Genomic DNA, 23,417 nt, shown 5'->3' with positions numbered 1-23,417 from the left:
GTCACGGCGCCGGGCGCGGCGGCAGGTACTTGAGCGGATCGACCGGCCGCCCCTGGCGCCGGATCTCGAAGTGCAGCTTGACGCGGTCGGCGTCGCTGTTGCCCATCTCGGCCACCTTCTGGCCCTTGCGCACGGTCTGGTCTTCCTTGACCAGCAGCGACTGGTTGTGGGCGTAGGCCGTGAGGTAGGTGTTGTTGTGCTTGAGGATGATCAGGTTGCCGTAGCCGCGCAGGCCGGCACCGGCATAGACCACCTTGCCGTCGGCCGCGGCCAGCACGGCATCGCCGGCCTTGCCGGCCAGGTCCACGCCCTTGTTCTTGGCCTCGTCGAAGCTGCCGATCAGGCTGCCCGATGCCGGCCAGATGAAGGCCATGTCTTCGCTGCCGCCCGCGGCCGCCACGGCCGGCGGTGCGGCTGGCGCAGGCGCAGGAGCAGGCTCGGCGACCGGTGCCGCAGCCGCGCTCGCGGCAGGCCGCGGGGCGCTGGCCGAAGCGGCCGGCCCCAGCGGCGTCGCCTGGGCGCTGCTGGTCGGTGCCACGGGCCGCGTGACCACGCCACTCTCCGCCACATGGGCGCCCGGCGGCACCACGCGAAAGACCTGTCCGACCTCGATCAGGTTGGGGTTCTCGATGTTGTTCCAGCGCACGATGTCGCGCCAGTTCTGCCCCGTGTCCAGGCCGATGCGGATCAGCGTGTCACCGGGTTTGACCGTGTAGTAACCCGGCTTGCCCGCGTTCGGGTCCACCGGTTTGGCCGGCGTCTCTGCCGGCGCCGTAGCGATCTGTTCGCCTGCGCTGGTGCCACGGTTTTCCACCGGTGCACCGCGCACAGGCACATTGCGGCTCGCGCACGCACCCAGGGCCAACGCCACCATCAGCGCCACCACCCCGTGCCATCGCCGCCCTACGCCCAACACCATGTACGCACTCCGTTTAAGCAACGCCGGATTTTAAAGGCACGAAATGCACGGCTTCGAGCAGCTGCTGGCGCAGTCCCTGGGCCGTGCGGTCGATCACCACCAAGGCCTGCTGCCCGCCCTGCCCGGCCACCGGCGCCACCAGGCGGCCGCCGACGGCCAGCTGGTCCAGCCAGGCCTGCGGCACGGCCTCGCCACCGGCCGCGGCGATGATGGCCGCATAAGGCGCGCCCTTGGCGTAGCCGGCCATGCCGTCGCCGAACAGCAGGTGCACGTTCGGCAGCCGGAACGGGCGCAGGTTCTCGCGCGCCTTCTCGTGCAGGCCGCGCAGGCGCTCGATGCTGTAGACCTCGCGGGCCAGCAAGGACAGCACGGCCGCCTGGTAACCACAGCCCGTGCCGATCTCGAGCACGCGCGCGGGCTTGCCCTCGCGTGCAAGCTCGGCGCCCAGCAACAGCTCGCACATGCGGGCCACCACGTTGGGCTTGGAGATGGTCTGGTTCAGGCCGATCGGCAGACTGGTGTCTTCGTAGGCCTGGGCCACGAGCGCACTGTCGATGAAGCGGTCCCGCTCGACCGTGCCCATGGCGGCCAGGACGGCGGCGGACTGCACGCCGCCCGCTGCCAGGCGGCGCACCATGCGCTGGCGCATGGCGCTGAAGTCGGCCCGGGCCGACACGGGCGCCGCCACGGGCGGCAGCGCGGCACGCGGCCGCGCGGGCGCCGCCACGGGTGCCGGGCCGTTGTTCAAACGTGCGGGAAAGCTTGGACGCGTGCCCATCACGCCGCGGTACGCGACCCGCCCGATACACCCGCGAGCAGGTCTGTCCAATGGGCCAGCCGCGGATGGTCGGTGAGGTCCACCTGCAAGGGCGTGATCGACACATGGCCCTGGGCGGTGGCGTGGAAATCCGTGCCGTCGGCGCCGTCCTTGGCCGCGCCGGCGCCGCCGATCCAGTACATGGTTTCGCCGCGCGGGCTGTCCATGGTGATCACGCGCTCGGCCGCATGGCGCCGGCCGAGGCGGCAGACCTTGGCCGGCTTGAGCTGATCCAGCGGCCGGTTCGGAATGTTCACGTTGAGCAGCCAGGGCGCGTCGCCCACGGCGTGCTGCTGCATCAGCTGCAGCACCAGCGCGCGCGCCGTGGCGCCGGCGGCGTCCAGGTGCTGCCAGCCCTTCTCGGTCTGCGAGAAGGCCACGGCGGGGATGCCGAACAGGTAGGCTTCCATGGCCGCGCCCACGGTGCCCGAATAAATGGTGTCGTCGCCCATGTTGGCGCCGTTGTTGATGCCCGAGACCACCAGGTCGGGCCGGTAGCCGAGCAGCCCGGTCAGCGCGATGTGCATGCAGTCGGCCGGTGTGCCGTTGACGTAGCGGAATCCGTTGGCGCCCTGGTGCACATAGAGCGGCGCGTTCAGCGTCAAGGCGTTGGACTTGGCGCTGTTGTTCTGTTCGGGGGCGATGACCTCGACCTCGGCAACGTCCTTGAGCGCCTCGTACAGCGCGGCGACGCCGGGTGCCTGGTAACCATCGTCGTTGCAGATCAGGATCTTCATGGGCATGGCTCGAAGTGCCGGCATTGTAGGGGCGCCCTACGCAGTGCCATGGGCGTCGCGGGCGGGACAAAGCGCCGCCCGGCGCGGCCGGGGCGCCGCCTATCATGCGCCCCATCCCTCAAGGCTGAACCCAAGGAGACACGAGATGCAGGCATGGTTGTGCGAGAACCCGGTGGGCGTGGACGCATTGGTCTGGAAGGAACTGCCGACGCCGCAGCCCGGCCCCGGCCAGGTGCTGGTGCGCATCCACGCCGCCAGCCTCAATTTCCCCGATCTGCTGATCGTGCAGAACAAATACCAGATGAAGCCCGAGCTGCCCTTCGTACCGGGTTCGGAATTCGCGGGCGTGGTCGAGGCCGTGGGCGAAGGCGTGCGCAACCTCGCGGTGGGCCAGAACGTGGCCTGCCTGGCAGGCACCGGCGGCTTCGGCACCCATGCGCTGGCCCAGGCAGCCACCTGCATGCCGCTGCCGGCCGGCTTCCCGCACGTGGATGCGGCGGCCTTCATCATGATCTACGCCACCTCGCACCATGCGCTGGTCGACCGCGCGCAGCTCAAGGCTGGCGAGACCGTGCTGGTGCTGGGCGCGGCCGGCGGCGTGGGCACTTCGGCGATCCAGATCGCCAAGGCCATGGGCGCGCGCGTGATCGCCGCCGCATCGAGCGAGGAGAAGTGCGCGCTGTGCCGCTCCCTGGGTGCGGATGCGACCATCAACTACAGCGAGCACACCGCCTCGGGCAGCCTGCGCGACGAAATCAAGAAGCTCACCGACGGCAAGGGCCCCGACGTGGTCTACGACCCCGTGGGCGGCGAATTCGCCGAACCGGTCTTCCGTTCGATCGCCTGGCGCGGCCGCTACCTGGTGGTCGGCTTCGCCTCGGGTCCCATCCCCTCGCTGCCGCTGAACCTGGCGCTGCTCAAGGGCGCGTCCATCGTTGGCGTGTTCTGGGGCGGCTTCTCGCGCGCCGAGCCCAAGGCCAGCGCAGCGGCCCTGGCCGAACTGGCCCGGTGGTACGCCGAGGGCAAGATCAAGCCCGTCATCGACAGCACCATGCCCATGTCCGAGCTCAAGGCGGCCTACGCCCACATGGGCTCGCGCGGCGTCAAGGGCAAGCTGGTGCTCGTGAACCCCGGCGCCTGAGGCCGCTTCAGGGCGTGCCGAGCCGCGCGCCGAAGTCTTCCGGCCGCAGCGGCCGGTCGAACAGGTAGCCCTGCGCGAAGGTGCACTGCAGGTGCTTCAGGCGCTGCGCGATGGCGTCGGTCTCCACGCCCTCGGCCAGCACCGACAGCCCCAGGCTCTGCGCCAGTGAGATGATGCCGCGCACGATGGCGGCATTGTCCGGATCGTCGATCAGGTCGCAGACGAAGGAGCGGTCGATCTTGATCTTGTCGAACTTGAAGCGGCGCAGGTAGGCCAAACTGGAGTAGCCGGTGCCGAAATCGTCCATCGAAAGCTTGGTGCCAAGTGCCTTGAGCCGGCGCAGCGTGGCCATGACCGCGTCGCCATCGTGCAGCAGCACGGTCTCGGTCAGTTCCAGTTCGAGGCGGTCGGGCGCGATGCCGGAGGTGACGAGCGCGTCCTCCACCTGCTGCAGCACCACACCGCGCTGGAACTGCCGCGCCGACAGGTTCACGGCCATCATGAGCTCGGTGTGGCCAGCATCGTGCCATGCGCGCAGTTGCAGCGCCGCCGTCTTGAGCACCCAGCCGCCCAGCGCCTCGATCAAGCCGCAGTCCTCGGCGATGGGGATGAACAGGCCGGGTGGCACGGCGCCGCGCTCTGGATCGTCCCAGCGGCACAGCGCCTCGGCACCGACGATGCGCCCGCTGGCCAGGTGCACCAGCGGCTGGTACTCCAGGCGCAGCGCCTGCTGCTCGATCGCGCGGCGCAGCGAGGTCTCGATCTGCAGCCGGTCGATGGCCGCCTCGTTCATGAGCGCGCTGGCGAACTGGTAGGCCGCACGGCCCTTGCGCTTGGCAGCGAACATGGCCGCGTCGGCGCGGCCGAACAGCGTGTCGAAGTCGGTGCCGTCGCTCGGAAACATGGCGATGCCGGCCGAGACGGAGACGTTCACCGGCAGATCGCCCAGCACCACCGGCTGACCCAGCAGGTCCATCAGCGCGCGCACGGCATGGGCGGCCTCGGCCGTGCTGTGCACGCCGGAGAGCAGCACCATGAACTCGTCGCCGCTCAGGCGGCCGACCATGGTGCGCTCGCGGGCCTGGCCCAGCAGGCGCGCACCGATCTCACGCAGCAGCTGGTCGCCCACGCTGTGGCCCAGCGAATCGTTGAGGTTCTTGAAATTGTCGACGTCGATGACGATCAGGGCCACGCGGTCGTTACCGAGCTCGGCATGCTTGAGCGCGAGACTGGCCTGCAAGGTCGCCTGGGCGCGGTTGGGCAGCCCCGTGATCACATCCTTGCTCGCGAGGTAGGCGATCTTCTCCTCTGCTGCCTTGCGCGAGCTCAGGTCGGAGAAGGCCGCGACGTAGTGCGTGATCTCATCGGTGGCGCGTTGGCGCAGCGCCGACAGGCTCAGCCACTGCGGATACACCTCGCCGTTGCGGCGCCGGTTCCAGATCTCGCCGCTCCAACGGCCCTGCTCGGCCAGCACGGCCCACATCTGCGCATAGAAGGCCTTGTCGTGCTGGCCGGAGGCCAGGAACTTCGGGTCGCGTCCCAGCACCTCCTCGACCTGGTAGCCGGTGATTTCGGCGAAGGCCGCGTTGACCATGATGATGCGGTTGTCCGCGTCGGTGATGATGATGCCGTCGGTGCTCTGCTCCAGCACGCGGCCGGCCAGTTCCAGCTTGGTCGCCGCGACGCGCTGGTCGGTCACGTCGCGCCGCACCACCAGCAGATGCAGGCGCTGGCCGCGCCGGCCGAAGGTTGGCACGCGGATCACGTCGTAGTAGCGCAGGTTGCCGTGGCCATCGTCGTTGGCCTCCTGCACGTGCGAGAGCCGGCCGGACTGCCAGGTCGCCTCTTCGGTCAGCGCGCTGTGGTCCAGGTCGATGGCGGCGGGGCGACTGGGCTCCACCACCTCCAGGCTGCTCGCGCTGCGGCCCTCCTGCTCGGCCAGGCCCAGCACGGCGCGCGCGGTCGGGTTGGCCAGCAACCAGCGGCCTTCGCCATCCTTGAGGTAGACCATGTCCGGCAGATGGCGGAACACCGAGGTCAGCAGCTTGTCGCGGTCGCGCAGCAGCCGATGCGACTCCGAATGGGCCGTGATGTCCAGGCCCAGGCACCAGCGCTGCCCGCCTTGCATCGCCAAACCCTCGACCGAGGACCAGGCGATGCGCCGCTTGCCGTTGTCCTTGCTGGTCAGCGTCCACTCGAGCCCGCGAAAATGCGGGCCCTGGGCCAGGATGTCGGCCGTCTTGCGCGCCAGGTACAGGGGCTCGGGATAGAGCAACTGCAAGGCGCCGGGGTTGCCCACGATCTCGGCAGCGCTGTAGCCCGAGCAGCGCTCGCACTCGCGGTTCCAGTACAGCACTGGCACCTCCGCGCCGAAGTCCATGCAGCAGACCATGACGGGCAGGTTGTCGAACACCGCCACGAGTTCGGCCGGCATGCCTTGCAGGCCCGGCGCCTCGGCGCCCTCGTCGAGGTAAAAGTGGTCCGCCTCCGACCCGCCTTCGACGGCATATTGGTCCGATGGATGCCCACTGCTGCTCAAGCTCGTTCTCCCATGTGGCACGCCCGCGGCCAGTGGACCGCAGGACCTTGACGCAACGACGCACACTAGCACATCTGCGCGGCACACCTGCCAAGTCTCGCGTCTACTGTTGCATCGAATGCGCAGCTGGGCGGCGCTGCGGTGCATGCGGCCAAAAAAAATGCCTGACCTTCGGAAGGTCAGGCATCTGGCCGCTGGGCCTGCCTCAAGCAAGCTTCACGGCAATTCGGTGGGGTGACTGATGGGGCTCGAACCCACGACAACCAGAATCACAATCTGGGACTCTACCAACTGAGCTACAGCCACCACGAAAGCTCAGTATTATAGCCCAGCTTTCAGCCTCACTGGGCTGGCGTGCCCGCAGGCGCCGAAACTTCCATGCGGACCTTGAAGCGCTCCTTGAGCAGGTTGTAGTAGGCCACGGTCTCGGCCGCGCCCCAGGCCTGGGCGTATTGCTGGCGCACCTGCTGCTCGGCCTCGGCCGGCAGCGCACGCGAGGGCGCGATCTTGTCGACGCGGACCACCGCATAGCCTTGCTCGCCCAGGTCGACACCGAGCAGCGTCGGCAAGGCGGCCGGATCGGCGCGCAGTGCGGCATCGATGAGCTTGGCCGGGAACTGGTGCGTGTCGTCACGCGCGATGGTCACGGCCGCCGGCAGCTTGGCCTTGTCGCCCTGTGTCTTCCACTCGGCCAGTTGCGCCTCGCCCTTCTGCTTGGCGAGCTCGGCCGCGCGCTGGGCGATCCAGCGCGCACGGACCTGGTCCTTCACCTCGGCCAGCGCCTGCGTGCGGGCCGGGCTGTGCTCGACCACGCGCGCGGAAACCAACTGGTTGGTGCCGATCTCGATGGCCTCGGTATTGCGCTTTTGCTGCGTGGCGTCGGTCGAGAACACGGCCTCGAGCAGACGGGCGTTGGCCAGCGCGCCGGTGGCGCCGGCGGCCGGCATGGGCGTGACGGTGGCGGTCTGGATCTGCAGCTTGAGCTTGTCGGCCACGGGCTTCAGGCTGTCGGACTGTTCGTAGACCGTGTTCGTGAAGGTCTCTGCCGTCTCGGCGAACTGGCGCTGCGCCTGCTGGGTGCGCAACTCGCCCTCCAGCTGGGTGCGCATCTCGGCGAAGCTCGGCACCTTGGGGGCGCGGATGTCGGTCAGCTGGATCACGTGGTAGCCGAAGTCCGACTCCACCACATCGCTGATGTCGCCCTTCTTGGCCAGGCCGAAGATGGCGTCCGCGATGGGCTTGTCGATCGCACTGCGGACCAGGTAGTCCAGATCGCCGCCGCTGGCCGCGGAGCCCTTGTCGTCGGAGCTCTTGCGGGCCACGTCGGCGAAGCTGCCAGGGTTCTTGCGCACTTCGGCCAACAGCTCCTCGGCCCGGGCCTTGGCCTTGGCGCGCTCATCCGCCGAAGCGCTCTTGGGCGCGTTGACCAGGATGTGGCTGGCGCGGCGTTCTTCCTTGCCGGCCAGCTGGGCGTTGTTCTGGGAGTAGAAGCTCTTGAGGTCGTCCTCGTTCACCGCGATGTTCTTCTTCACGGCATCCAGGTCGAGCACCACGTACTCGATCTTGGCCTGCTCCGGTGCGCGGAACTGTTCCACATGCCCCTTGTACCAGGCCTCCAGTTCGGCCTCGGTCGGTTGCAGCCCGGCGCTGAAGTCGCCGGCCGGGAACTGCGCGACCTGCACCTCACGCCGCTGCAGGAAGGCACCGAAAGTGGCATCGGCCGCAGCAGCCACGCCGAAGCCCGACTCGCCCACGCCGGCCATGACCTGGCGCGTGGAGATCTGGCGACGCGCATTGGCCTCGAACATCTCGGGCGTCATGCCCTGCGCGCCCACGAGCAGGCGGTAGCGTTCCACGTCCAGGCTGCCGTCGGGCTTGCGCAGGCTGGCGATGGCCGGGTCTTCCTGCAAGGCGCGTGCAAGGCGGGCGTCGGTGGTCACGAGGTGGGCTTCGTCGGCCGCGACGGCCAGCACGCGGTCGCGCACCAGGCGCTCCAGCGTGGCGTACTTGGCTTCGGGCGAATCCAGCAGGCTCGGGTCCAGGCTGGGCGTCTGTGCCAGCATGCGCTGCACCTCGTTGCGGTGCGCGAAGTCCCACTCGGCCTGCTTGATCTCCGAGCCGGCCACGCGCGCCACGACCTGGCCGCCTTCGTTCATCCGCGTATAGCCTTCCAGCCCGAAGAACACGAACGACGGGATGATCAGGAGGAACAGCAGCCCCATCATGATCTTGGTGTGCTGGCGGACGAAATCGAACATGAAAATGGTCTCGCAGAAATACGAAAGGCGAACGGATCGTTCGCCTTGGCCGGAGTGGGTGGTGGGTGCTGACGGTCTCGAACCGCCGACCTACGCCTTGTAAGGGCGCCGCTCTACCAACTGAGCTAAGCACCCCACTGCAATCGGATCAGTTCAAGGCGTCCTTCAACGCCTTGCCCGGACGGAACTTGGGCACCTTGGCAGCCTTGATTTTAATCGCCGCGCCGGTGCGGGGATTACGGCCCGTGCGGGCTGCGCGCTTGCCGACAGCGAAGGTACCGAAGCCCACCAGCGACACCGTGCCACCCTTTTTCAGGGTTTTCTTGACCGCCTCGATGGTCGACTCCAGGGCGCGCGTGGCGGCAGCCTTGGAGATGTCGGCGTTGTTGGCGATGTGTTCGATGAGTTCAGTCTTGTTCACGAAGTGCCCCTCACTTGGGTTGTGTGGTCGGATGCGACACGAAATGTTTCCACGGCCCGCACGAGAAGCGGCGCGCATCTGGCAAGGGGAGTGGACACGAATTGTTGCGGCGTCAAGGCCCGCCGCCACCGTCTCTCAACGGCATGCAGGGCATGGTCTCTCAGGCGGCGCGGACGCGGATTCTAGACGCATTTATGGGGCTGCCAAGGCGGCTTGCGCAGGGCGCATCCGCCGCTGCGCCGCCCGACTCAGAGCGCCTGCGCGATGGCCTTGCCCAAGTCCGAGGTCGAGGCCTTGCCGCCGATGTCCGGCGTGCGCGGCGCGCCGCTGCCGGGCTCCAGCGCGGTCTCGATGGCCTGGAGCACGGCGTCGTGCGCATCCTTGTGGCCGAGGAATTCCAACATCATCGCGCCGCACCAGATCTGGCCGATCGGGTTGGCGATGGCCTTGCCCGCGATGTCGGGCGCCGAACCGTGCACCGGCTCGAACAGCGAGGGCGTCGTGCGGTCCGGATTGAGGTTGGCACTGGGCGCGATGCCGATGGTGCCGGTGCAGGCCGGGCCCAGGTCGGACAGGATGTCGCCGAAGAGATTGGAGGCCACCACCACGTCGAAGAAGTCGGGCCGCTGCACGAAGTGCGCGGTCAGGATGTCGATGTGGAACTTGTCGAGCTTGACCTCGGGATAGGCCTTGGCCATGGCCGCCACGCGCTCGTCCCAGTACGGCATGGTGATGGCGATGCCATTGGACTTGGTGGCGCTGGTCAGGTGCTTCTTGGGCCGCGACTGCGCGAGCTCGAACGCGAACTTCAGCACGCGGTCCACGCCGTGGCGCGACATCACGGTCTCCTGCATCACGATCTCGCGCGGCGTGCCCTCGTACATGCGACCGCCGATCGAGGAGTACTCGCCCTCGGTGTTCTCGCGCACGATGTACATGTCGATCTCGCCGGGTGCGCGGGCGCTGCCGTCGCGCCGCACCACGGGCGCCACGATGCCGGGCATCAGACGCGCGGGCCGCAGGTTGATGTACTGGTCGAACTCGCGCCGGAACAGCAGCAGCGAGCCCCACAGCGATACATGGTCGGCGATCTTCTCGGGCCAGCCGACCGCGCCGAAGTAGATCGCGTCGTGGCCGCCGATCTGCTCCTTCCAATCGTCGGGCAGCATCTTGCCGTGCTTCTCGCAGTAGTCCCAGCTCGAAAAATCGAAGTGGTCGAAGTGCAGGTCGATGTTGAAGCGGCTGGCGGCCGCCTCCATCACGCGCAGGCCCTCGGGCATGACTTCCTTGCCGATGCCGTCGCCGGCGATCACGGCGATGCGTTTCTTGCTCATGGTGTGCTCCTCTTGGTGGTGGCCGGCGGGCGCACGACCAGCGCCACGCCGAAGGCCGTCAACGCGGTGCCGGCCAGGGTGAAAACGGTGATGGGTTCGGCGAACAGCCCCCACGCCATCAGCGCGGTGGTCGGCGGCACCAGGTACAGCAGGCTGGTCACGGCGGTGGCTGCACCGCGCTGGATCATGAGGTACAGCAGCGAGCTGCCGCCCAGCGTGAGCACGAGCACCGACCAGGCCATCGCGCCGACGAAGTCGGCGTTCCAGCGCACCGCCTCGCTCTCCAACGCCAGCGCCAGCGCCAGCGGCAGCGTGGCCAGCAGCGCCGCGAGGTTCTGCACGCAGTTGGCCGTGGGCACGGCGCAGGGCTCGAGGTAGCGCTTCTGGTAGAGCGTGCCGACCGTGATGCTGGCCAGCGCGAACAGGGCCAGCGCCAGGTTGTGGCTGCCGACCTCGCCATGGCCGAGCTTTTGCCAGACCACCAGCGCCAGGCCGCCAAAGCCCAGCGCCAGCCCGGCCCATTGGCGCGGTGCCACCTGGCCACCGCGCGAGGCGACCCAGACGGCCGTCAGCACGGGCTGCAGGCCGACGAGCAAGGCCACCAGCCCGGCGCCCATGCCCAGCTTCACGGCGGCCCAGACGCCGCCCAGGTAGCCCGCGTGCATGAGCACGCCGGTCACCGCGAGGTGCGCCCACTGGGCACGCCCGACCGGCCAGGCGGCCCGCGCCAGCCGCGCCCAGACGCCGAAGCACAGCACGGCCAGCCCGAAGCGGATGGCCAGGAACTTGAACGGCGGCGCCTGGGGCATGCCGTAGCGCGCGACGATGAAGCCGGTGCTCCAGATCAGCACGAAGACCACCGGCATGGAGCGCAGCCAACCGGCAGGAAGGCTCATCGTGCGCGTGCCCGGATCTCGGGGATGGCCTTTTGCAGGTAATAGACCATGGACCAGACCGTCAGCACGGCGGCGATCCAGATCAGCACGATGCCCCACAGCGCGGTGTCGATGAAGCCGAGCAAGCGGCCGTCGTAGAGCAGGAAGGGAATGGCCACCATCTGCACCGTGGTCTTGAGCTTGCCGATCATGTGCACGGCCACGCTGCGCGAGGCGCCGATCTGTGCCATCCATTCGCGCAGCGCCGAGATCGCGATCTCGCGGCCGATGATGATCAGCGCGACGAACACGTCGGCGCGGTTCAGGTGCACCAGCACCAGCAGGCTCGCGCAGACCAGGAACTTGTCGGCCACGGGATCGAGGAAGGCGCCGAAGGCCGAGGTCTGGTTGAGCTTGCGCGCGAGGTAGCCATCGAGCCAGTCGGTGGCTGCGAACAGCACGAACAGCACGGTGGCAACCAAGTTGCAGGTGGCCGCCGGCAGCGGCAGGTAGAACACCCCCACGATGAGCGGGATCGCGATGATGCGCGTCCACGTCATGATGGTGGGAATCGTCCAGAACATGGCGGGCATTGTGGCATGCGACCGTGCGCCCTCCGGGCGCCGGTCGGCGTTCTCAGTGCAAGGCTTTGTAGATGCGTTCGGCGAGTTCGCGCGAGACGCCTTCGACGGTGGCGATGTCGTCCACGCTGGCCGCCGCCACGCCGCGCACGCCGCCGAAGCGTTGCAGCAGACGGGCCCGGCGCTTGGGTCCGATGCCGGGGATCTCCTCGATGCGGCTGCCGCCCGTGCGCACCTTGGCGCGCGCCGCGCGCATGCCGGTGATCGCGAAGCGGTGGGCCTCGTCGCGGATCTGGGCCACCAGCATCAGCGCGGCCGAGTCGCGCGCCAGCTGGGCCTTGGGCCGGCCATCGGCGAACACGAGTTCCTCCAGCCCGACCTTGCGGCCCTCGCCCTTCTCCACGCCGACGATGAGGCCGATGGGAAGGCCCAGCGCCTGGAACACCTCGCGTGCCATGGACACCTGGCCACGGCCGCCGTCGACCAGCACGAGGTCGGGCATGCGGACCGTGGACGGCGCGGCGGCGGGCGCGGCGCCCTCGGCCTGCGGCTCGGCGGCCGCCGCTTCGGCCAGCGCCTGCGGCGAGAACTTGGCGTAGCGCCGCGTGAGCACCTGGCGCATGGCGGCATAGTCGTCGCCGCCCGTGATGCCCTCGATCTTGAAGCGCCGGTACTCCGAGCTCTGCATCTTGTGGTTCTGGAACACCACGCAGGAGGCCTGCGTGGCCTCGCCCGCGGTGTGCGAGATGTCGAAGCACTCGATGCGGAACTGCTCGAGCGCATCCGGCGCCAGGTCCAGCGCCTCGACCAGCGCACGCGTGCGCGCCTGCTGCGAGCCTTCCTCGGCCAGCAGGCGGGCCAGTTGCAGGGCGGCATTCTTCTCGGCCATCTCCAGCCACTGGCGGCGCTGCTCGCGCGGCTGGTGCTGGGCGGTCACGCGCTGGCCGCTGTCGGCCGAGAGCGCGGCGATCAGGTCCTTGGACACGGCCTCGCTCGTGATCAGCAGCGGCGGTACGGCCACGCCGGTGTAGTGCTGGGCGATGAAGGCCTCGAGCACCTGGACCTCGACCGGCGCAGCGGCCTCGGCGTCGCTCTCGGCCTCGGCCGCCTGCAGCGCCACGGCATCGTCCACATGGCTCGGGAAATAGGGCCGGTCGCCCAGGTGGCGGCCGCCGCGCACCATGGCCAGGTTCACGCAGGCACGCCCGCCCTGCACCTTGACGGCCAGGATGTCGGCGTCCTTGTCCGAGCCGGTGTCCACCGACTGCTGGTGCAGCACGCGCGACAGCGCGCCCATCTGGTTGCGCAGCTCGGCCGCCTTCTCGAACTCCAGCTTCTCGGCGTGGGCCATCATGCGCTGCTCCAGGCCTTGCAGCACCTGCTGGGTTTCGCCATCGAGGAAGCGCTCGGCGTTGCGCACGTCCTCGGCGTAGTCGCCCGGCGCGATCAAGTGCACGCAAGGGCCCGAGCAGCGCTTGATCTGGTAGAGCAGGCAGGGCCGCGTGCGGTTCATGAAGACCGTGTCCTCGCAGGTGCGCAGGCGAAACACCTTTTGCAGCAGCAGGATGGACTCCTTGACCGCCCACGCGTTCGGGAAGGGGCCGAAGTAGCGGTGCTTCTTGTCCACCGCGCCGCGGTAGTAGGCCACGCGCGGGAAGTCCGAAGGTGCGGTCTGGCGCGAGGTCGATAGCTCGGTCGGCCCGGCCGCCGTGATCTTGAGGTAGGGGTAGCTCTTGTCGTCCCGGAACAGGATGTTGTACTTGGGCGAGAGCGCCTTGATCAGGTTGTTCTCGAGCAGCAGCGCCTCGGCCTCGGAGCGCACCACCGTGGTCTCCATGCGCGCGATGCTGGCCACCATGTGGCCGATGCGCGTGCCGCCGTGGGTCTTCTGGAAGTAGCTGGAGACGCGCTTCTTGAGGTCGCGCGCCTTGCCGACGTAGAGCAGCTGGTCGGCAGCGTCGAAATAGCGGTACACGCCCGGCAGCGCGGGCAGCGCGGCGACCTGGGCGAGCAGTTCATCGGAATGCATCGAGGGCATGGCCGTATTGTGGCCGTGCCCTCGCCGCCGCTCGGCCCGTGGTGCTACTCGGCCTCGATGCGCGCGCTCTTGACCACCTCGGCCCAGCCGGCCAGGTCGGCCTTGACCTTGGCGCCCAGCTGCGCGGGGTCCTGGAAGTCGGCGGTGGCGCCCTGCTCTTCGGCCTTCTTGCGGAACTCGGCGCTCTGCACCACGGTGCGCGCATCGGCCACGAGCTTGTCGACCACGGCCTTGGGCGTGGCGGCCGGCGCGAACAGCGCGAACCAGGAGGTGGCGTCGACCTTGGGCAGGCCGGCCTCGGCCGTGGTCGGCACGTCGGGCAGGCTGGCCAGGCGCTGCTTGCCCGTGACCGCCAGCACGCGCAGCTTGCCGGCCTGGATGTGCGGCATGAAGGGCGGCGCGGTGCCGAAGGTCAGGTCGACCTGGCCACCCAGCAGGTCCTGCAGCGCCGGGCCCGTGCCCTTGTAGGGCACGTGGACCATCTTGATGCCGCCCTGCTGCTCGAGCATGGCGCCTGTCACGTGCTGCAGCGAACCGTTGCCCGACGAGGCGTAGTTGAGCTTGCCCGGGTTGGCCTTGGCGTAGGCGATGAGTTCGGCCAGCGTCTTCACGGGCAGGCCCTCGCGCACCACGATGATCTGCGGCGCCGAGATCACGTTGGCCACGGGCTGGAAATCCGCCTGCTCCCACTGGTGCACCTTGGTGAGATGCGGCGAGATCACGTGGTAGCCCGAGTACTGCATGAGCAGCGTGTAGCCGTCGGCCGGCGCCCGCTTGACGATGGCGGCCGCGATGGCGCCGTTGCCGCCGCCCTTGTTGTCCACGACCACGGACTGGCCCAGCACGGGCGTCAGGGCCTGGGCCAGCATGCGCGCCGACAGGTCGGTCGTGCCGCCCGTGGCCGTGGGCACGACCATGGTGATGGGCTTGGCCGGGTAGCCCTGGGCCAGGGCCGCGCCCGCCAGGGCGCTCAGCGCTGCCAGCGCCAGAAGGGATCGTCGAATGCGTTGCATGGGTTCATGTCTCCTGGTTTCCAAAAATCAATCCACCTGGGCGCCGGTCTCTTTGACCACGCGCGCCCACTTGGGCAGGTCGGACTGCACGAGCGCAGCGAGCTGCTGCGCCGAGCCCTTGAACGGCTCGCAGCCCACGCCGGCCAGCTTCTCGACCGTCTCCTTCTGTTCCAGCGCGTGGGCCACGGCCGCCTGCAGCCGCGCGACGATGGGTGCCGGTGTGCCGGCTGGCGCGAACATCGCGTACCAGGGTGCCTGGCCGAAGCCCTTGAGCGTCTCGCCGATGGTCGGCACGTCGGGCAGCGCGGCCACCCGCTTCTCGTTCACCACGCCCAGCACCTTGAGCTTGCCGCTCTTCACGAGTCCGATGACCGAGGGCAGGCTCTGCACCGACAGCGGCACCTGGCCGCCGGCCACGTCGGCGGCCGCCGCGGCCGAGCCCTTGTAGGGCACGTGCTGCAACTGGATGCCGGCGGCCTTTTGCAGCATCTCGCCGATCAGGTGGTTCAGCGTGCCGTTGCCGGCCGAGGCATAGCTGTACTTGCCGGGCGCGGCCTTGGCCAGCGCGATGAGCTCGGCCACGTTGTTGGCCGGAAAGGACGGGTTGGCCACCAACACATAGCCGGCCGTGGCGATGGGCGCCACGGGCGTGAAGTCCTTGACCGGATCGAAACCCGGGCTCTTGTAGAGCGCCGGGCCGATCACGTGCGCGCTGTCGGCCGTCACCAGCAGGGTGTAGCCGTCGGGCTTGGCGCGCGCGGTGTTGGCCGTGGCCAGCGTGCCGCCGGCACCGGGCTTGTTGTCCACCACCACGCTCTGGCCCAGCTGCTCGGACAGGCGCTGCGCCAGCACGCGCGCGATGGCGTCGTTGGCGCCGCCGGCCGCCTGGGGCACGATCAACGTGATGGGCTTGCTGGGATAGGGGTCCTGCGCGTGCGCGCCCAGGGCGCACAGCGCCAGTCCCGTCAGCAGCAGCCGGCGGCTCAGAAATGGAATGGGCATGTCTCGTCTCCTTCGTTGTCGAAAAACCATCAGGCGCGCGCCAGTGCGCGGGCGCGCGTCGCTTCGAAGTCCGCCGGCACCGGGTGCAGGTCCAGCCGGCGGCCGGCCTTGACGATCTGGCCCGGCAGCTCGTGGCCGATCAGCGCGGGCAGGCGGCGGGCCGCGGACATCAGCTGCGCCAGGTCCACGCCCGTGTCGTACCCCATGAGTTGCAGCGCGTGCACGATCTCCTCGCTGCAGACGTTGCCCGACGCGCCTGGCGCATAGGGGCAGCCGCCCAGGCCGCCCAGCGAGGTGTCGTAGCAATCCACGCCGGCCGCGATGCCGGCCAGCACATTGGCCAGACCCATGCCGCGCGTGTTGTGGAAGTGGAGCGTGAACAGCACCGCGGGCCAGCGCGCCCGTGCCGCCGCGGCGAGCGGCTGCACCTGCGAGGGGTAGGCCATGCCCGTGGTGTCGCACAGCGTGATGCCGGCCACGCCCAGGTCGACGAAGCGCTGCACCCAGCCGAACACGGCCTCGGGCGCCACATCGCCTTCCATCGGGCAGCCGAACACGCAGGACAGGGAGACGTTGACCGGCACGCCCGCCGCCTGCGCCGTGGCGACGACCTGGGCCAGCGCCGCGAAGGACTGCTCCTGCGTCATGCGCAGGTTGGCCAGGTTGTGCGTGGCGCTCGCGGACATCACCAGGTTGAGCTCGTCGGTGCGGGCCTCGATGGCGCGCTCGGCCCCACGCACATTAGGCACCAGCGCGGTGTAGACCACGCCGGGCACGCGCGTGATCTCGCGCATTACGATCTCCGCGTCGCGCAACGCAGGGATGGCGCTGGGCGAAACGAAGGAGGTGACCTCGATCTTGGCGAGTCCAGCCGCCGACAGCGCGTTGGCCAGCGCGATCTTCTCGTCGGTCGGCACGAAGGCCTGCTCCATCTGCAGGCCGTCGCGCATGCCGACCTCCTGGATGTGGATGCGCCGGCCGGCGCCCTGCCAGATGTCCTGGGTCATGCGATCACTCCTTTGGCGCGCAGCAGCGCGATCTGTTCGCCCGTCAGCCCGGCCTCGGCTAGCACCGCGTCGGTGTCGTCGCCCAGGCGCGGTGCGCTGGTGCGAATGCGCCCCGGCGTGGCCGAGAGCTTGGGCACGATGCCCGGCACGGTCAGCGTGTCGCCGTCGCGCGTGGTCTGCTCCAGCAGCATGTCGCGTGCGCGGTAGTGGGGGTCTTCGGCGATGTCGCGCGCGGTGTAGACCTTGCCGGCCGGCACACGTGCCGCGCCCAGCGCATCCAGCACCTGCTGCACGGTGCGCGCCGCGGTCCAGGCGCCGATGGCCGCATCGATCTCGGCCACGCGCGCCACGCGGCCCGCGTTGTCGGCCAGGTCGGGCGCCGTGGCCAGGTCGTCGCGGCCGATGGCGGCCATCAGGCGCTTGAAGATGCTGTCGCCATTGCCGGCCACCAGCACCCAGCCGTCGGTGCAGGGGTAGGCGTTGCTGGGTGCGATGCCGGGCAAGGCGCTGCCCGCCGCCTCGCGCACGGCGCCGAAGGCGCTGTACTCGGGGATCAGGCTCTCCATGCAATTGAACACCGCCTCGTGCAGCGCCACGTCGATGACCTGGCCCTGCCCGCCGTGGACCTTGCGGTGGTAGAGCGCCGTCAGCACGCCGATGGCGCCGTGCAGCGCGGCCAGCGTGTCGCCGATCGAGATGCCGCAGCGCACCGGCACGCGGCCGGGCTCGCCGGTCAGGTGGCGCAGCCCGCCCATGGCCTCGCCGACCACGCCGAAGCCGGGCATGTCGCGGTAGGGCCCGGTCTGGCCGTAGCCCGAAATGCGCAGCATGACCAGGCCCGGGTTCAGGCGATGCAGTTCCTCGGGCGACATGCCCCAGCCCTCCAGCGTGCCGGGGCGGAAGTTCTCGATCAGCACGTCGGCCTCGGCGATGAGCTTGCGTGCGATGGCCTGGCCCTCGGCCTGGCGCAGGTCCAGCGCGAGCGAACGCTTGTTGCGCGACTGCACCTGCCACCAGACCGAGGTGCCGCTCTTGAGCATGCGCCAGTTGCGCAGCGGGTCGCCGCCGCCGGGGGCCTCGATCTTGACCACGTCGGCGCCGAACTCTGCGAGCGTCTTGCCGCAGAACGGGCCGGCGATCAGCTGACCCATCTCGACCACCCGCACACCGGCCAGCGCCAGCGGCTTGTCGCTTTCCATCGTCTCGTCTCCTGCGTTGCGAACGGCGCGCATCATGCGCCAGGCCGGCGCCGGCGCAAAACCCCGATGCGCGAAGCCGCCATCGCGATCCGGCATGGCCGGCTACGATCGCGGACCATGAAGCTGGACCCGGTCTCCCTGCGCCTGTTCGTCGCCGCGATGGAAGAAGGCGCCATTGCGCGTGCGGCCGCGCGCGAGCACATCGCGCCCTCGGCCGCGAGCCGGCGCCTGGCCGAGCTCGAGCAGCAGCTGCGCGTGGAGCTGTTCGCGCGCAGCAACCGCGGCATGCAGCCCACCGACGCGGCCTGGGCGCTGCTGAACCTCGCGCGCGGCGTGCTGCACGACCTGGACGGCATCGCGCTGCAGATGCGCGAGTACGGCAGCGGCCTGCGCGGCCAGGTGCGTCTGGTGGCCAACATCTCGGCCATCACCCAGTTCCTGCCGGGCGAGTTGCAGGGCTTCATGGCCAGGCACCCGGGCGTACAGGTGCAGCTGCAGGAGCAGATCAGCAGCGCGATCGCGCGCAGCGTGGCCGAGAACGCGGCCGACCTGGGCATCCTCAACGACGGCGCCTATGGCACGCAGCTGCGCCTTCTGCCCTACCGCACCGACGAGCTGGTGCTGGCGGTGCCGGCCGGCCACGCGCTGGCCCGGCGCAGACAGGTGTCCATGGCCGAGGTGCTGACCCACGAACTGGTTGCCACGCACCCGGGCAGCGCGATCCACCACCAGCTGCAGCGCGCCGCCGCCGAGGCGGAAATGCCGTTGCGCCTGCGCATGCAGGTCTCGGGTTACGACGCGCTGTGCCTGATGGTGGCCGCCGGCATGGGCCTGGGCGTATTGCCGCGCGGCAGCGCGCAGATCTACCGGGACGCGCTGTCGATCCGGCTCGTCGCGCTCGATGCGCCCTGGGCGCGGCGCCGGCTCATGCTGTGCCTGCGCGCGGACGAGGTGCCCAGTGGCGCGGCACGGCTGCTGGTCGAGCATCTGCAGGCCGGCGCGGAGGACAGGGCATGACCTGGGACATCCTGTGCCGCGTGGTCGACAACCACGGCGACCTGGGCGTGTGCTGGCGCCTGGCGGCAGACCTGGCGCGGCGCGGCGAACGGGTCCGGCTGTGGTGCGACGATGCCAGCGCGCTGGCCTGGATGGCGCCGCAGGGCCAGGCCGGCGTGCAGGTCCATCCCTGGCCCGAGGCCGCACCGGCCGGCGGCCTTGGCGAGGTCGTGGTCGAGGCCTTCGGCTGCGAGCCACCCTTGGCCTGGCTCCAAGCCTTCGGCCAGGCCGCCCGGCCGCCGGTCTGGATCAACCTCGAATACCTTTCGGCCGAAGCCTACGTGGCGCGCTGCCACGCCCTGCCCTCGCCGCTCATGGCCGGGCCGGCCGCGGGCCGCACGCGCTGGTTCTACTACCCGGGGTTCACGCCCGACACGGGCGGGCTGCTGCGCGAGACCGATCTGCTGCAGCGCCAGTCCGCCTTCGACGCCCGGGCCTGGCGCCACGACCACGGCCTGGCGGACGGCGCGCTGGCCGTCTCGCTGTTCTGCTACGAGCCGCCCGCGCTGGCCTCCCTGCTCGCCCGGGTGGCGCAGGCGGGTGCGCAGCTGCTGGTCACGCCCGGACGGGCAAGCGCCGCCGTGCGCGCCCTGCCCCCGCCCGCCGGCCTGGCCCCACGGTGGCTGACCGCGCGGCCCCAACCGGCCTTCGACGAACTCCTGTGGGCCTGCGACCTGAACTGCGTGCGCGGCGAGGACTCGCTGGTGCGGGCGCTGTGGGCCGGCCGGCCCTTCGTCTGGCAGATCTACCCGCAGGACGACGGCGCGCACCATGAGAAGCTGCAGGCCTTCCTGGACTGGCTGCAGGCCCCGCCTTCGCTGCGCGCCTTCCACGCCGCCTGGAACGGCCTGGCCGCGCCCGAACTGCCGCCGCTGGGCCCCGCCCTGCTGGCCGAATGGCGCGCCTGCGTGCAATCGGCCCGCCAGAGCCTGCTCGCGCAACCCGACCTCGTGAGCCAGTTGCACGCCTTCGCCACTGAAAAGCGATAAAATCGCGGGCTTTGCGAAATTTCGCAATCTTGACGCAGCCCACAGAGTACAGGGTTGCGCCCCGGCGGCCCCGCAACCATGGGCGTCCCGGGCCACCCAACCTCTCCGCAGAACGCTTATGAAGATCGCTCAAGAAATCCGCGCCGGCAACGTGATCATGCACGGCAAGGACCCGATGGTCGTGCTCAAGACCGAATACAGCCGCGGCGGCCGCAACTCGGCCACCGTGCGCATGAAGCTCAAGAGCCTGATCGCCAACTTCGGTACCGAAGTGGTGTTCAAGGCCGACGACAAGATGGACCAGATCGTGCTGGACAAGAAGGAGTGCACCTACTCCTACTTTGCCGACCCGATGTACGTCTGCATGGACAGCGAGTACAACCAGTACGAAGTCGAAGCCGAGAACATGGGCGACGCACTGAACTACCTGGAAGACGGCATGCCGCTGGAAGTGGTGTTCTACGACGGCAAGGCCATCTCGGTGGAACTGCCGACCAGCATTGAGCGCGAGATCACCTGGACCGAGCCGGCCGTCAAGGGCGACACTTCGGGCAAGGTGCTCAAGCCCGCCAAGATCTCCACCGGCTTCGAAGTGCCGGTGCCGCTGTTCGTCTCCCAGGGCGACCGCATCGAAATCGACACCCGCACGGGCGAGTACCGCAAGCGCGTCTGAGCGAGCGGTCCCTCCCATGAAAAAAGCGCCCTCGGGCGCTTTTTTGTTGCCTGCGCCCGAAAGCGCAGGTCAGGGCGGCGGATCAGCGCTTGAGCAGCACCTTCAGCACGTTCTGCATGCGGCGCGCCGTGCCGGCCTCGTAGGGGCTGGCCAACACCTTGGCCGCGTCCTGGGCCCAGGTTTCCGCAGGCGACGGATCGTTGCGACGCGTCAGCAACTGCAGTTGCAGCATGCGGCGGGCCGCGACCTGGTCGGCCGGGGTCGGCGCGTCGGCCGCGATCTCCATGCGCAGCAGGGCCTCGCGGGCCGCATCGGCATTGCCGGCCGGGGCCGCGATGCTCTGCACCCACTGGCCGCGCACGGCCGGTGTCACACCATGGCCAAGCGCCTGTGCCGTCGGGACCTGGTCGGCGGCGCGTTGTTCCCACGCACCCAGCAGGCCGGTGAGCACCTCGCCATGGGCCTGGGCGGCCAGCTTGCGCAGCGCGGCCTGGGCGTGCTCCAGCGCCTCGCGCTGGGCGCGGAAGGCGGTGTCGCCCAGGCGCGGGCCGCGCTCGGGACGCGGGCCACGGTCGTCGCGGCGCGGGTCGAAGCGCTGCTCGCCAGGGCGGCCACGGCCACCGTCGCGGTCGCCGAAGCGGCCACGGCCGGCGGGTGCGGGCTGCGCACGCTGCATGCCCGGTCGGTCGTCGCCGCGCATGGCCACGACGGGCTTGCGCGGTGCGGGGGCCGGCGCTGGCGCAGCGGCCGCAGCCTCTGCCGGGGCCTGGGCATCGGCAGCCGGGGTGTCCGCGGCAGCAGCCGGCGCCGGCGCTGCCTCGGCAGGTGCCGCGGCAGCGGCCTGCGCCGCGGCCTGGCCCCGCGTGGCGGCTTCCAGGGCCGCGATCGCAGCGCGGATCTTCTGCGCATCGCCCGAGGCGTTGGCCGTCTCCAGTGCCCGCGAGGCCTCGAGCACGGCCCGGTCGACCTCGCTCATGGCGGCGGCCGACTTCTCGCGCTCCTGCGTCTTGCGCTGGAAGGCTTCGTCCAGCGGCTTGCGGAAGGCATCCCAGAGCTTCTGCTCGAACTTGCGCTCCAGCGGCACGCTTTGCGCCTCCGACTGCCAGCGCTGCTGCAGCGCCTTGACGGCGTCGATGCGCAGCTGCGGCGCGGCACCGATCTGCTTGGCTTCCTCGATCAGGGCCTGGCGGCGCTCCACGCTGGCCTTTTGCGCCTGCTCCAGCGGTGCGCCGGCTTCGCGCAGCGCCTGCTTCCACTGGTTCTGCAGCTCGGCGAAGGCCTTTTCGCCCAGGTGGCCGGCATCGCGCCAGCGGTTCTCGAACTGGTGCAGACCGCGCGAGAGCTCCTTGAGGTCGGTGCTGCCGGCATGCGCGGCGCCCCAGGCCTTGAGCTCCTCCAGCAGCGCCAGGCGCTGCGCCTTGTGTTCGGCGGCTTCGGTCTTGCGCTTGTCCAGCCATTCTTCGACGACCTTGTGGGCCGCGTTGCAGGCTTCGTCGAAGCGCTTCCACAGCGCATGGTTGGCCGCACCGCCTTGGTCGGTCTGCTTCCACTGCTCGCGCATCTGGCGCAGCGTTTCCTGCATCTTGCGGCCGCCCAGTGCGTGGCCCTCGGGCCGCTTGAGCAGGCCTTCGGCCTTGATCACGAGCTCTTCGCGCAACTGGTCGGCACGCCAGCGCTGCCAGCCTTCGAGTTCACCGGCCGAGACCAGCGCAGTGTGGACTTCGGCTTCGAGCTTGTCGCTGACGTAACGGCCATGGTCCTTGAGCACGGCACGCAGCGCGGCCGCGGCGGCGCTGCTGGCCTTGCCGTGGCCTTCGGCCACTTCCTGCTGCAGCTTGGCCAGCGCTTCGCTGACCCGGGCCTCGGCCTGCTCGCGTTGCGCCGGGTCGACGGCGGGACGGGCCGGCTTGGGGGCCGCGGCCGGCGCGGCGGCGGGCTCGAGCACCTCGCCACGCGCCAGGCGCAGCGCATCGGCCCAGACGCGCACGGGTGGCAGCGGCGCCTCGGCGTTCTCCGAGGCCACACGGGCCTGCTCCAGCGCGGCCTGGAAGGCGTCCCAGACCACCAGCAGCTGCGCCTTGGAGGCGTCCAGCAGCGGCGGGAACTTGCCGTCCACGCTGGCCCAGTTGGCGTCCTGCGCCAGCGTGTCGGCCTGCTCCTGCCAGGCGGCCACGTCGGTGCGCAGGGCGGGCAGCGCAGCCAGTGCATCCTGCCAGGGCTTGGTCGACAGCACCTCGATGCGCTGGGCCAGCAGCACGGCGGCCTCGCGCTGCACCTGCACGCGGTGCTGCAGATCTTCGATACCGCGCACGCGCTCGGACAGCTGGGTCTTGAGGACCGACAAGGGTTCCTTGGACAGCGGCGCGCCGGCCTTGGCCGCGTCACGCTGCCAGGCCATGGCGTCGGCGATGTTCAGGCGCGGCAGATCCAGCAAGGCCTGGGCCTTGGCGGCCCATTCGGCGGCGATGGCCTCCTGGCCGCGCGCGCGCTTGATCTCATCGAGCTTTTCGCGCAGCGGCTTGGCAGCGCCGCGGTCGCGCACGCTGAGTTCCTGGAACACCTGCTGGATCAGCTCGGCGTCGGGATTGCCCGCCAGCCACTCGCGGATGCGCGCCGCGCGCTCACCCGAGGTCGGCGCGGTGAAAGCGCCGCCGGTCAGGGCGTCCAGTGCCTGGGGGTCATGGGGTTTGGAAGGAGTCGTTGTCACCACGGGTGTTCTGCGAAAAGAAGCGGCCGCCCAGGCAGGGGCGGCCGCAGGATCCATGAGGGGCGCACCGGCCGGCGCGCCAAGCCCGCCATTTTCGCTGCTTTTGCGCCC

General features: G+C 69.8%; 19 protein-coding genes and 2 tRNA genes. 4 read left to right on the top strand and 17 right to left on the bottom strand.

Annotated features, from left to right (window positions below; translation table 11 throughout):
- Position 1: 1 nt before the first annotated feature.
- From IE209_RS23245 to surE, 3 genes are read right to left on the bottom strand one after another with little or no spacing between them, the layout of a single operon-like run.
- The gene (locus IE209_RS23245) at positions 2 to 919 is read right to left on the bottom strand and encodes a peptidoglycan DD-metalloendopeptidase family protein (protein WP_373305411.1); all 918 of its coding nucleotides are present in this window, start codon (positions 917 to 919) and stop codon (positions 2 to 4) included.
- Positions 920 to 932: 13 nt separating this feature from the next.
- Complete coding sequence (locus IE209_RS23240; protein WP_189689292.1) at positions 933 to 1,697, bottom strand: protein-L-isoaspartate(D-aspartate) O-methyltransferase; 765 nt, start codon at positions 1,695 to 1,697, stop codon at positions 933 to 935.
- Positions 1,697 to 2,473, bottom strand: a complete 777-nt coding sequence (gene surE / locus IE209_RS23235; RefSeq protein WP_189689291.1) for a 5'/3'-nucleotidase SurE — start codon at positions 2,471 to 2,473, stop codon at positions 1,697 to 1,699. The genes IE209_RS23240 and surE overlap by 1 nt, the downstream gene beginning before the upstream one ends.
- A 145-nt stretch (positions 2,474 to 2,618) precedes the next feature.
- Here surE and IE209_RS23230 point away from each other — a divergent pair, with 145 nt between their 5' ends.
- On the top strand, positions 2,619 to 3,614 hold the full coding sequence (locus IE209_RS23230) for an NADPH:quinone oxidoreductase family protein (protein WP_189689290.1): 996 nt from the start codon (positions 2,619 to 2,621) through the stop codon (positions 3,612 to 3,614).
- A 7-nt stretch (positions 3,615 to 3,621) separates the two neighbouring features.
- Here the strand turns inward: IE209_RS23230 and IE209_RS23225 are convergent, their stop codons facing one another.
- From IE209_RS23225 to IE209_RS23165, 13 genes are all read right to left on the bottom strand, one after another.
- The gene (locus tag IE209_RS23225) at positions 3,622 to 6,153 is read right to left on the bottom strand and encodes a bifunctional diguanylate cyclase/phosphodiesterase (RefSeq protein WP_189689289.1); all 2,532 of its coding nucleotides are present in this window, start codon (positions 6,151 to 6,153) and stop codon (positions 3,622 to 3,624) included.
- Positions 6,154 to 6,383: 230 nt separating this feature from the next.
- Positions 6,384 to 6,459: transfer RNA gene (locus IE209_RS23220), tRNA-His, on the bottom strand.
- Positions 6,460 to 6,494: 35 nt separating this feature from the next.
- Positions 6,495 to 8,411, bottom strand: a complete 1,917-nt coding sequence (locus IE209_RS23215; protein WP_189689288.1) for a SurA N-terminal domain-containing protein — start codon at positions 8,409 to 8,411, stop codon at positions 6,495 to 6,497.
- A 59-nt stretch (positions 8,412 to 8,470) separates the two neighbouring features.
- Positions 8,471 to 8,546 (bottom strand) — tRNA-Val (locus tag IE209_RS23210).
- Between the two features lie 13 nt (positions 8,547 to 8,559).
- Positions 8,560 to 8,832: an HU family DNA-binding protein gene (locus tag IE209_RS23205; protein WP_056672701.1), complete on the bottom strand. Its 273-nt coding sequence runs from the start codon at positions 8,830 to 8,832 to the stop codon at positions 8,560 to 8,562.
- A 248-nt stretch (positions 8,833 to 9,080) separates the two neighbouring features.
- Positions 9,081 to 10,166 carry a tartrate dehydrogenase gene (locus tag IE209_RS23200; RefSeq protein ID WP_189689287.1) on the bottom strand — a complete coding sequence of 362 codons (1,086 nt, stop codon included), beginning with the start codon at positions 10,164 to 10,166 and terminating at the stop codon, positions 9,081 to 9,083.
- Complete coding sequence (locus IE209_RS23195) at positions 10,163 to 11,062, bottom strand: DMT family transporter (RefSeq protein WP_189689286.1); 900 nt, start codon at positions 11,060 to 11,062, stop codon at positions 10,163 to 10,165. The genes IE209_RS23200 and IE209_RS23195 overlap by 4 nt, the downstream gene beginning before the upstream one ends.
- The gene (gene pgsA / locus IE209_RS23190) at positions 11,059 to 11,625 is read right to left on the bottom strand and encodes a CDP-diacylglycerol--glycerol-3-phosphate 3-phosphatidyltransferase (protein ID WP_189689285.1); all 567 of its coding nucleotides are present in this window, start codon (positions 11,623 to 11,625) and stop codon (positions 11,059 to 11,061) included. The genes IE209_RS23195 and pgsA overlap by 4 nt, the downstream gene beginning before the upstream one ends.
- A 52-nt stretch (positions 11,626 to 11,677) precedes the next feature.
- On the bottom strand, positions 11,678 to 13,660 hold the full coding sequence (gene uvrC / locus IE209_RS23185) for an excinuclease ABC subunit UvrC (protein ID WP_189689284.1): 1,983 nt from the start codon (positions 13,658 to 13,660) through the stop codon (positions 11,678 to 11,680).
- A 44-nt stretch (positions 13,661 to 13,704) separates the two neighbouring features.
- Positions 13,705 to 14,673, bottom strand: a complete 969-nt coding sequence (locus tag IE209_RS23180; RefSeq protein WP_189689283.1) for a Bug family tripartite tricarboxylate transporter substrate binding protein — start codon at positions 14,671 to 14,673, stop codon at positions 13,705 to 13,707.
- A 27-nt stretch (positions 14,674 to 14,700) separates the two neighbouring features.
- Complete coding sequence (locus tag IE209_RS23175) at positions 14,701 to 15,675, bottom strand: Bug family tripartite tricarboxylate transporter substrate binding protein (protein ID WP_189689282.1); 975 nt, start codon at positions 15,673 to 15,675, stop codon at positions 14,701 to 14,703.
- Positions 15,676 to 15,704: 29 nt separating this feature from the next.
- Entirely contained in the window at positions 15,705 to 16,682 is a 978-nt protein-coding gene (locus IE209_RS23170; protein WP_189689281.1) for a hydroxymethylglutaryl-CoA lyase, read from the bottom strand.
- The gene (locus IE209_RS23165; RefSeq protein ID WP_189689280.1) at positions 16,679 to 17,881 is read right to left on the bottom strand and encodes a CaiB/BaiF CoA transferase family protein; all 1,203 of its coding nucleotides are present in this window, start codon (positions 17,879 to 17,881) and stop codon (positions 16,679 to 16,681) included. The genes IE209_RS23170 and IE209_RS23165 overlap by 4 nt, the downstream gene beginning before the upstream one ends.
- Before the next feature lie 117 nt (positions 17,882 to 17,998).
- Here IE209_RS23165 and IE209_RS23160 point away from each other — a divergent pair, with 117 nt between their 5' ends.
- The 3 genes from IE209_RS23160 to efp all read left to right on the top strand — a co-directional run bounded on the left by IE209_RS23160 (position 17,999) and on the right by efp (position 20,599).
- Positions 17,999 to 18,898, top strand: a complete 900-nt coding sequence (locus IE209_RS23160; RefSeq protein WP_189689279.1) for a LysR family transcriptional regulator — start codon at positions 17,999 to 18,001, stop codon at positions 18,896 to 18,898.
- Complete coding sequence (gene earP, locus IE209_RS23155; RefSeq protein WP_189689278.1) at positions 18,895 to 19,926, top strand: elongation factor P maturation arginine rhamnosyltransferase EarP; 1,032 nt, start codon at positions 18,895 to 18,897, stop codon at positions 19,924 to 19,926. The genes IE209_RS23160 and earP overlap by 4 nt, the downstream gene beginning before the upstream one ends.
- Positions 19,927 to 20,044: 118 nt before the next feature.
- The gene (gene efp / locus IE209_RS23150; RefSeq protein WP_145551431.1) at positions 20,045 to 20,599 is read left to right on the top strand and encodes an elongation factor P; all 555 of its coding nucleotides are present in this window, start codon (positions 20,045 to 20,047) and stop codon (positions 20,597 to 20,599) included.
- Positions 20,600 to 20,681: 82 nt separating this feature from the next.
- On the opposite strand, the gene IE209_RS23145 is transcribed toward efp, so the two are convergent.
- Entirely contained in the window at positions 20,682 to 23,363 is a 2,682-nt protein-coding gene (locus IE209_RS23145) for a DUF349 domain-containing protein (RefSeq protein ID WP_189689277.1), read from the bottom strand.
- Positions 23,364 to 23,417 lie beyond the last annotated feature (54 nt).

Source organism: Pseudorhodoferax aquiterrae (genome assembly GCF_014652235.1).
GTDB classification, from domain to species: Bacteria; Pseudomonadota; Gammaproteobacteria; order Burkholderiales; family Burkholderiaceae_C; genus Pseudorhodoferax; species Pseudorhodoferax aquiterrae.
Note: the sequence above shows the minus strand (reverse complement) of the source record. Positions and strands in the feature narration are given on the sequence as shown.

Bases quoted from the DNA above. Each gene is read 5' to 3' on its own strand.
- IE209_RS23245 (WP_373305411.1), bottom strand. From the start codon at position 919: ATGGTGTTGGGCGTAGGGCGGCGATGGCACGGGGTGGTGGCGCTGATG.
- IE209_RS23240 (WP_189689292.1), bottom strand. From the start codon at position 1,697: ATGGGCACGCGTCCAAGCTTTCCCGCACGTTTGAACAACGGCCCGGCA.
- surE (WP_189689291.1), bottom strand. From the start codon at position 2,473: ATGAAGATCCTGATCTGCAACGACGATGGTTACCAGGCACCCGGCGTC.
- IE209_RS23230 (WP_189689290.1), top strand. From the start codon at position 2,619: ATGCAGGCATGGTTGTGCGAGAACCCGGTGGGCGTGGACGCATTGGTC.
- IE209_RS23215 (WP_189689288.1), bottom strand. From the start codon at position 8,411: ATGTTCGATTTCGTCCGCCAGCACACCAAGATCATGATGGGGCTGCTG.
- IE209_RS23200 (WP_189689287.1), bottom strand. From the start codon at position 10,166: ATGAGCAAGAAACGCATCGCCGTGATCGCCGGCGACGGCATCGGCAAG.
- IE209_RS23195 (WP_189689286.1), bottom strand. From the start codon at position 11,062: ATGAGCCTTCCTGCCGGTTGGCTGCGCTCCATGCCGGTGGTCTTCGTG.
- pgsA (WP_189689285.1), bottom strand. From the start codon at position 11,625: ATGTTCTGGACGATTCCCACCATCATGACGTGGACGCGCATCATCGCG.
- uvrC (WP_189689284.1), bottom strand. From the start codon at position 13,660: ATGCCCTCGATGCATTCCGATGAACTGCTCGCCCAGGTCGCCGCGCTG.
- IE209_RS23180 (WP_189689283.1), bottom strand. From the start codon at position 14,673: ATGCAACGCATTCGACGATCCCTTCTGGCGCTGGCAGCGCTGAGCGCC.
- IE209_RS23175 (WP_189689282.1), bottom strand. From the start codon at position 15,675: ATGCCCATTCCATTTCTGAGCCGCCGGCTGCTGCTGACGGGACTGGCG.
- IE209_RS23170 (WP_189689281.1), bottom strand. From the start codon at position 16,682: ATGACCCAGGACATCTGGCAGGGCGCCGGCCGGCGCATCCACATCCAG.
- IE209_RS23165 (WP_189689280.1), bottom strand. From the start codon at position 17,881: ATGGAAAGCGACAAGCCGCTGGCGCTGGCCGGTGTGCGGGTGGTCGAG.
- IE209_RS23160 (WP_189689279.1), top strand. From the start codon at position 17,999: ATGAAGCTGGACCCGGTCTCCCTGCGCCTGTTCGTCGCCGCGATGGAA.
- earP (WP_189689278.1), top strand. From the start codon at position 18,895: ATGACCTGGGACATCCTGTGCCGCGTGGTCGACAACCACGGCGACCTG.
- efp (WP_145551431.1), top strand. From the start codon at position 20,045: ATGAAGATCGCTCAAGAAATCCGCGCCGGCAACGTGATCATGCACGGC.
- IE209_RS23145 (WP_189689277.1), bottom strand. From the start codon at position 23,363: ATGGATCCTGCGGCCGCCCCTGCCTGGGCGGCCGCTTCTTTTCGCAGA.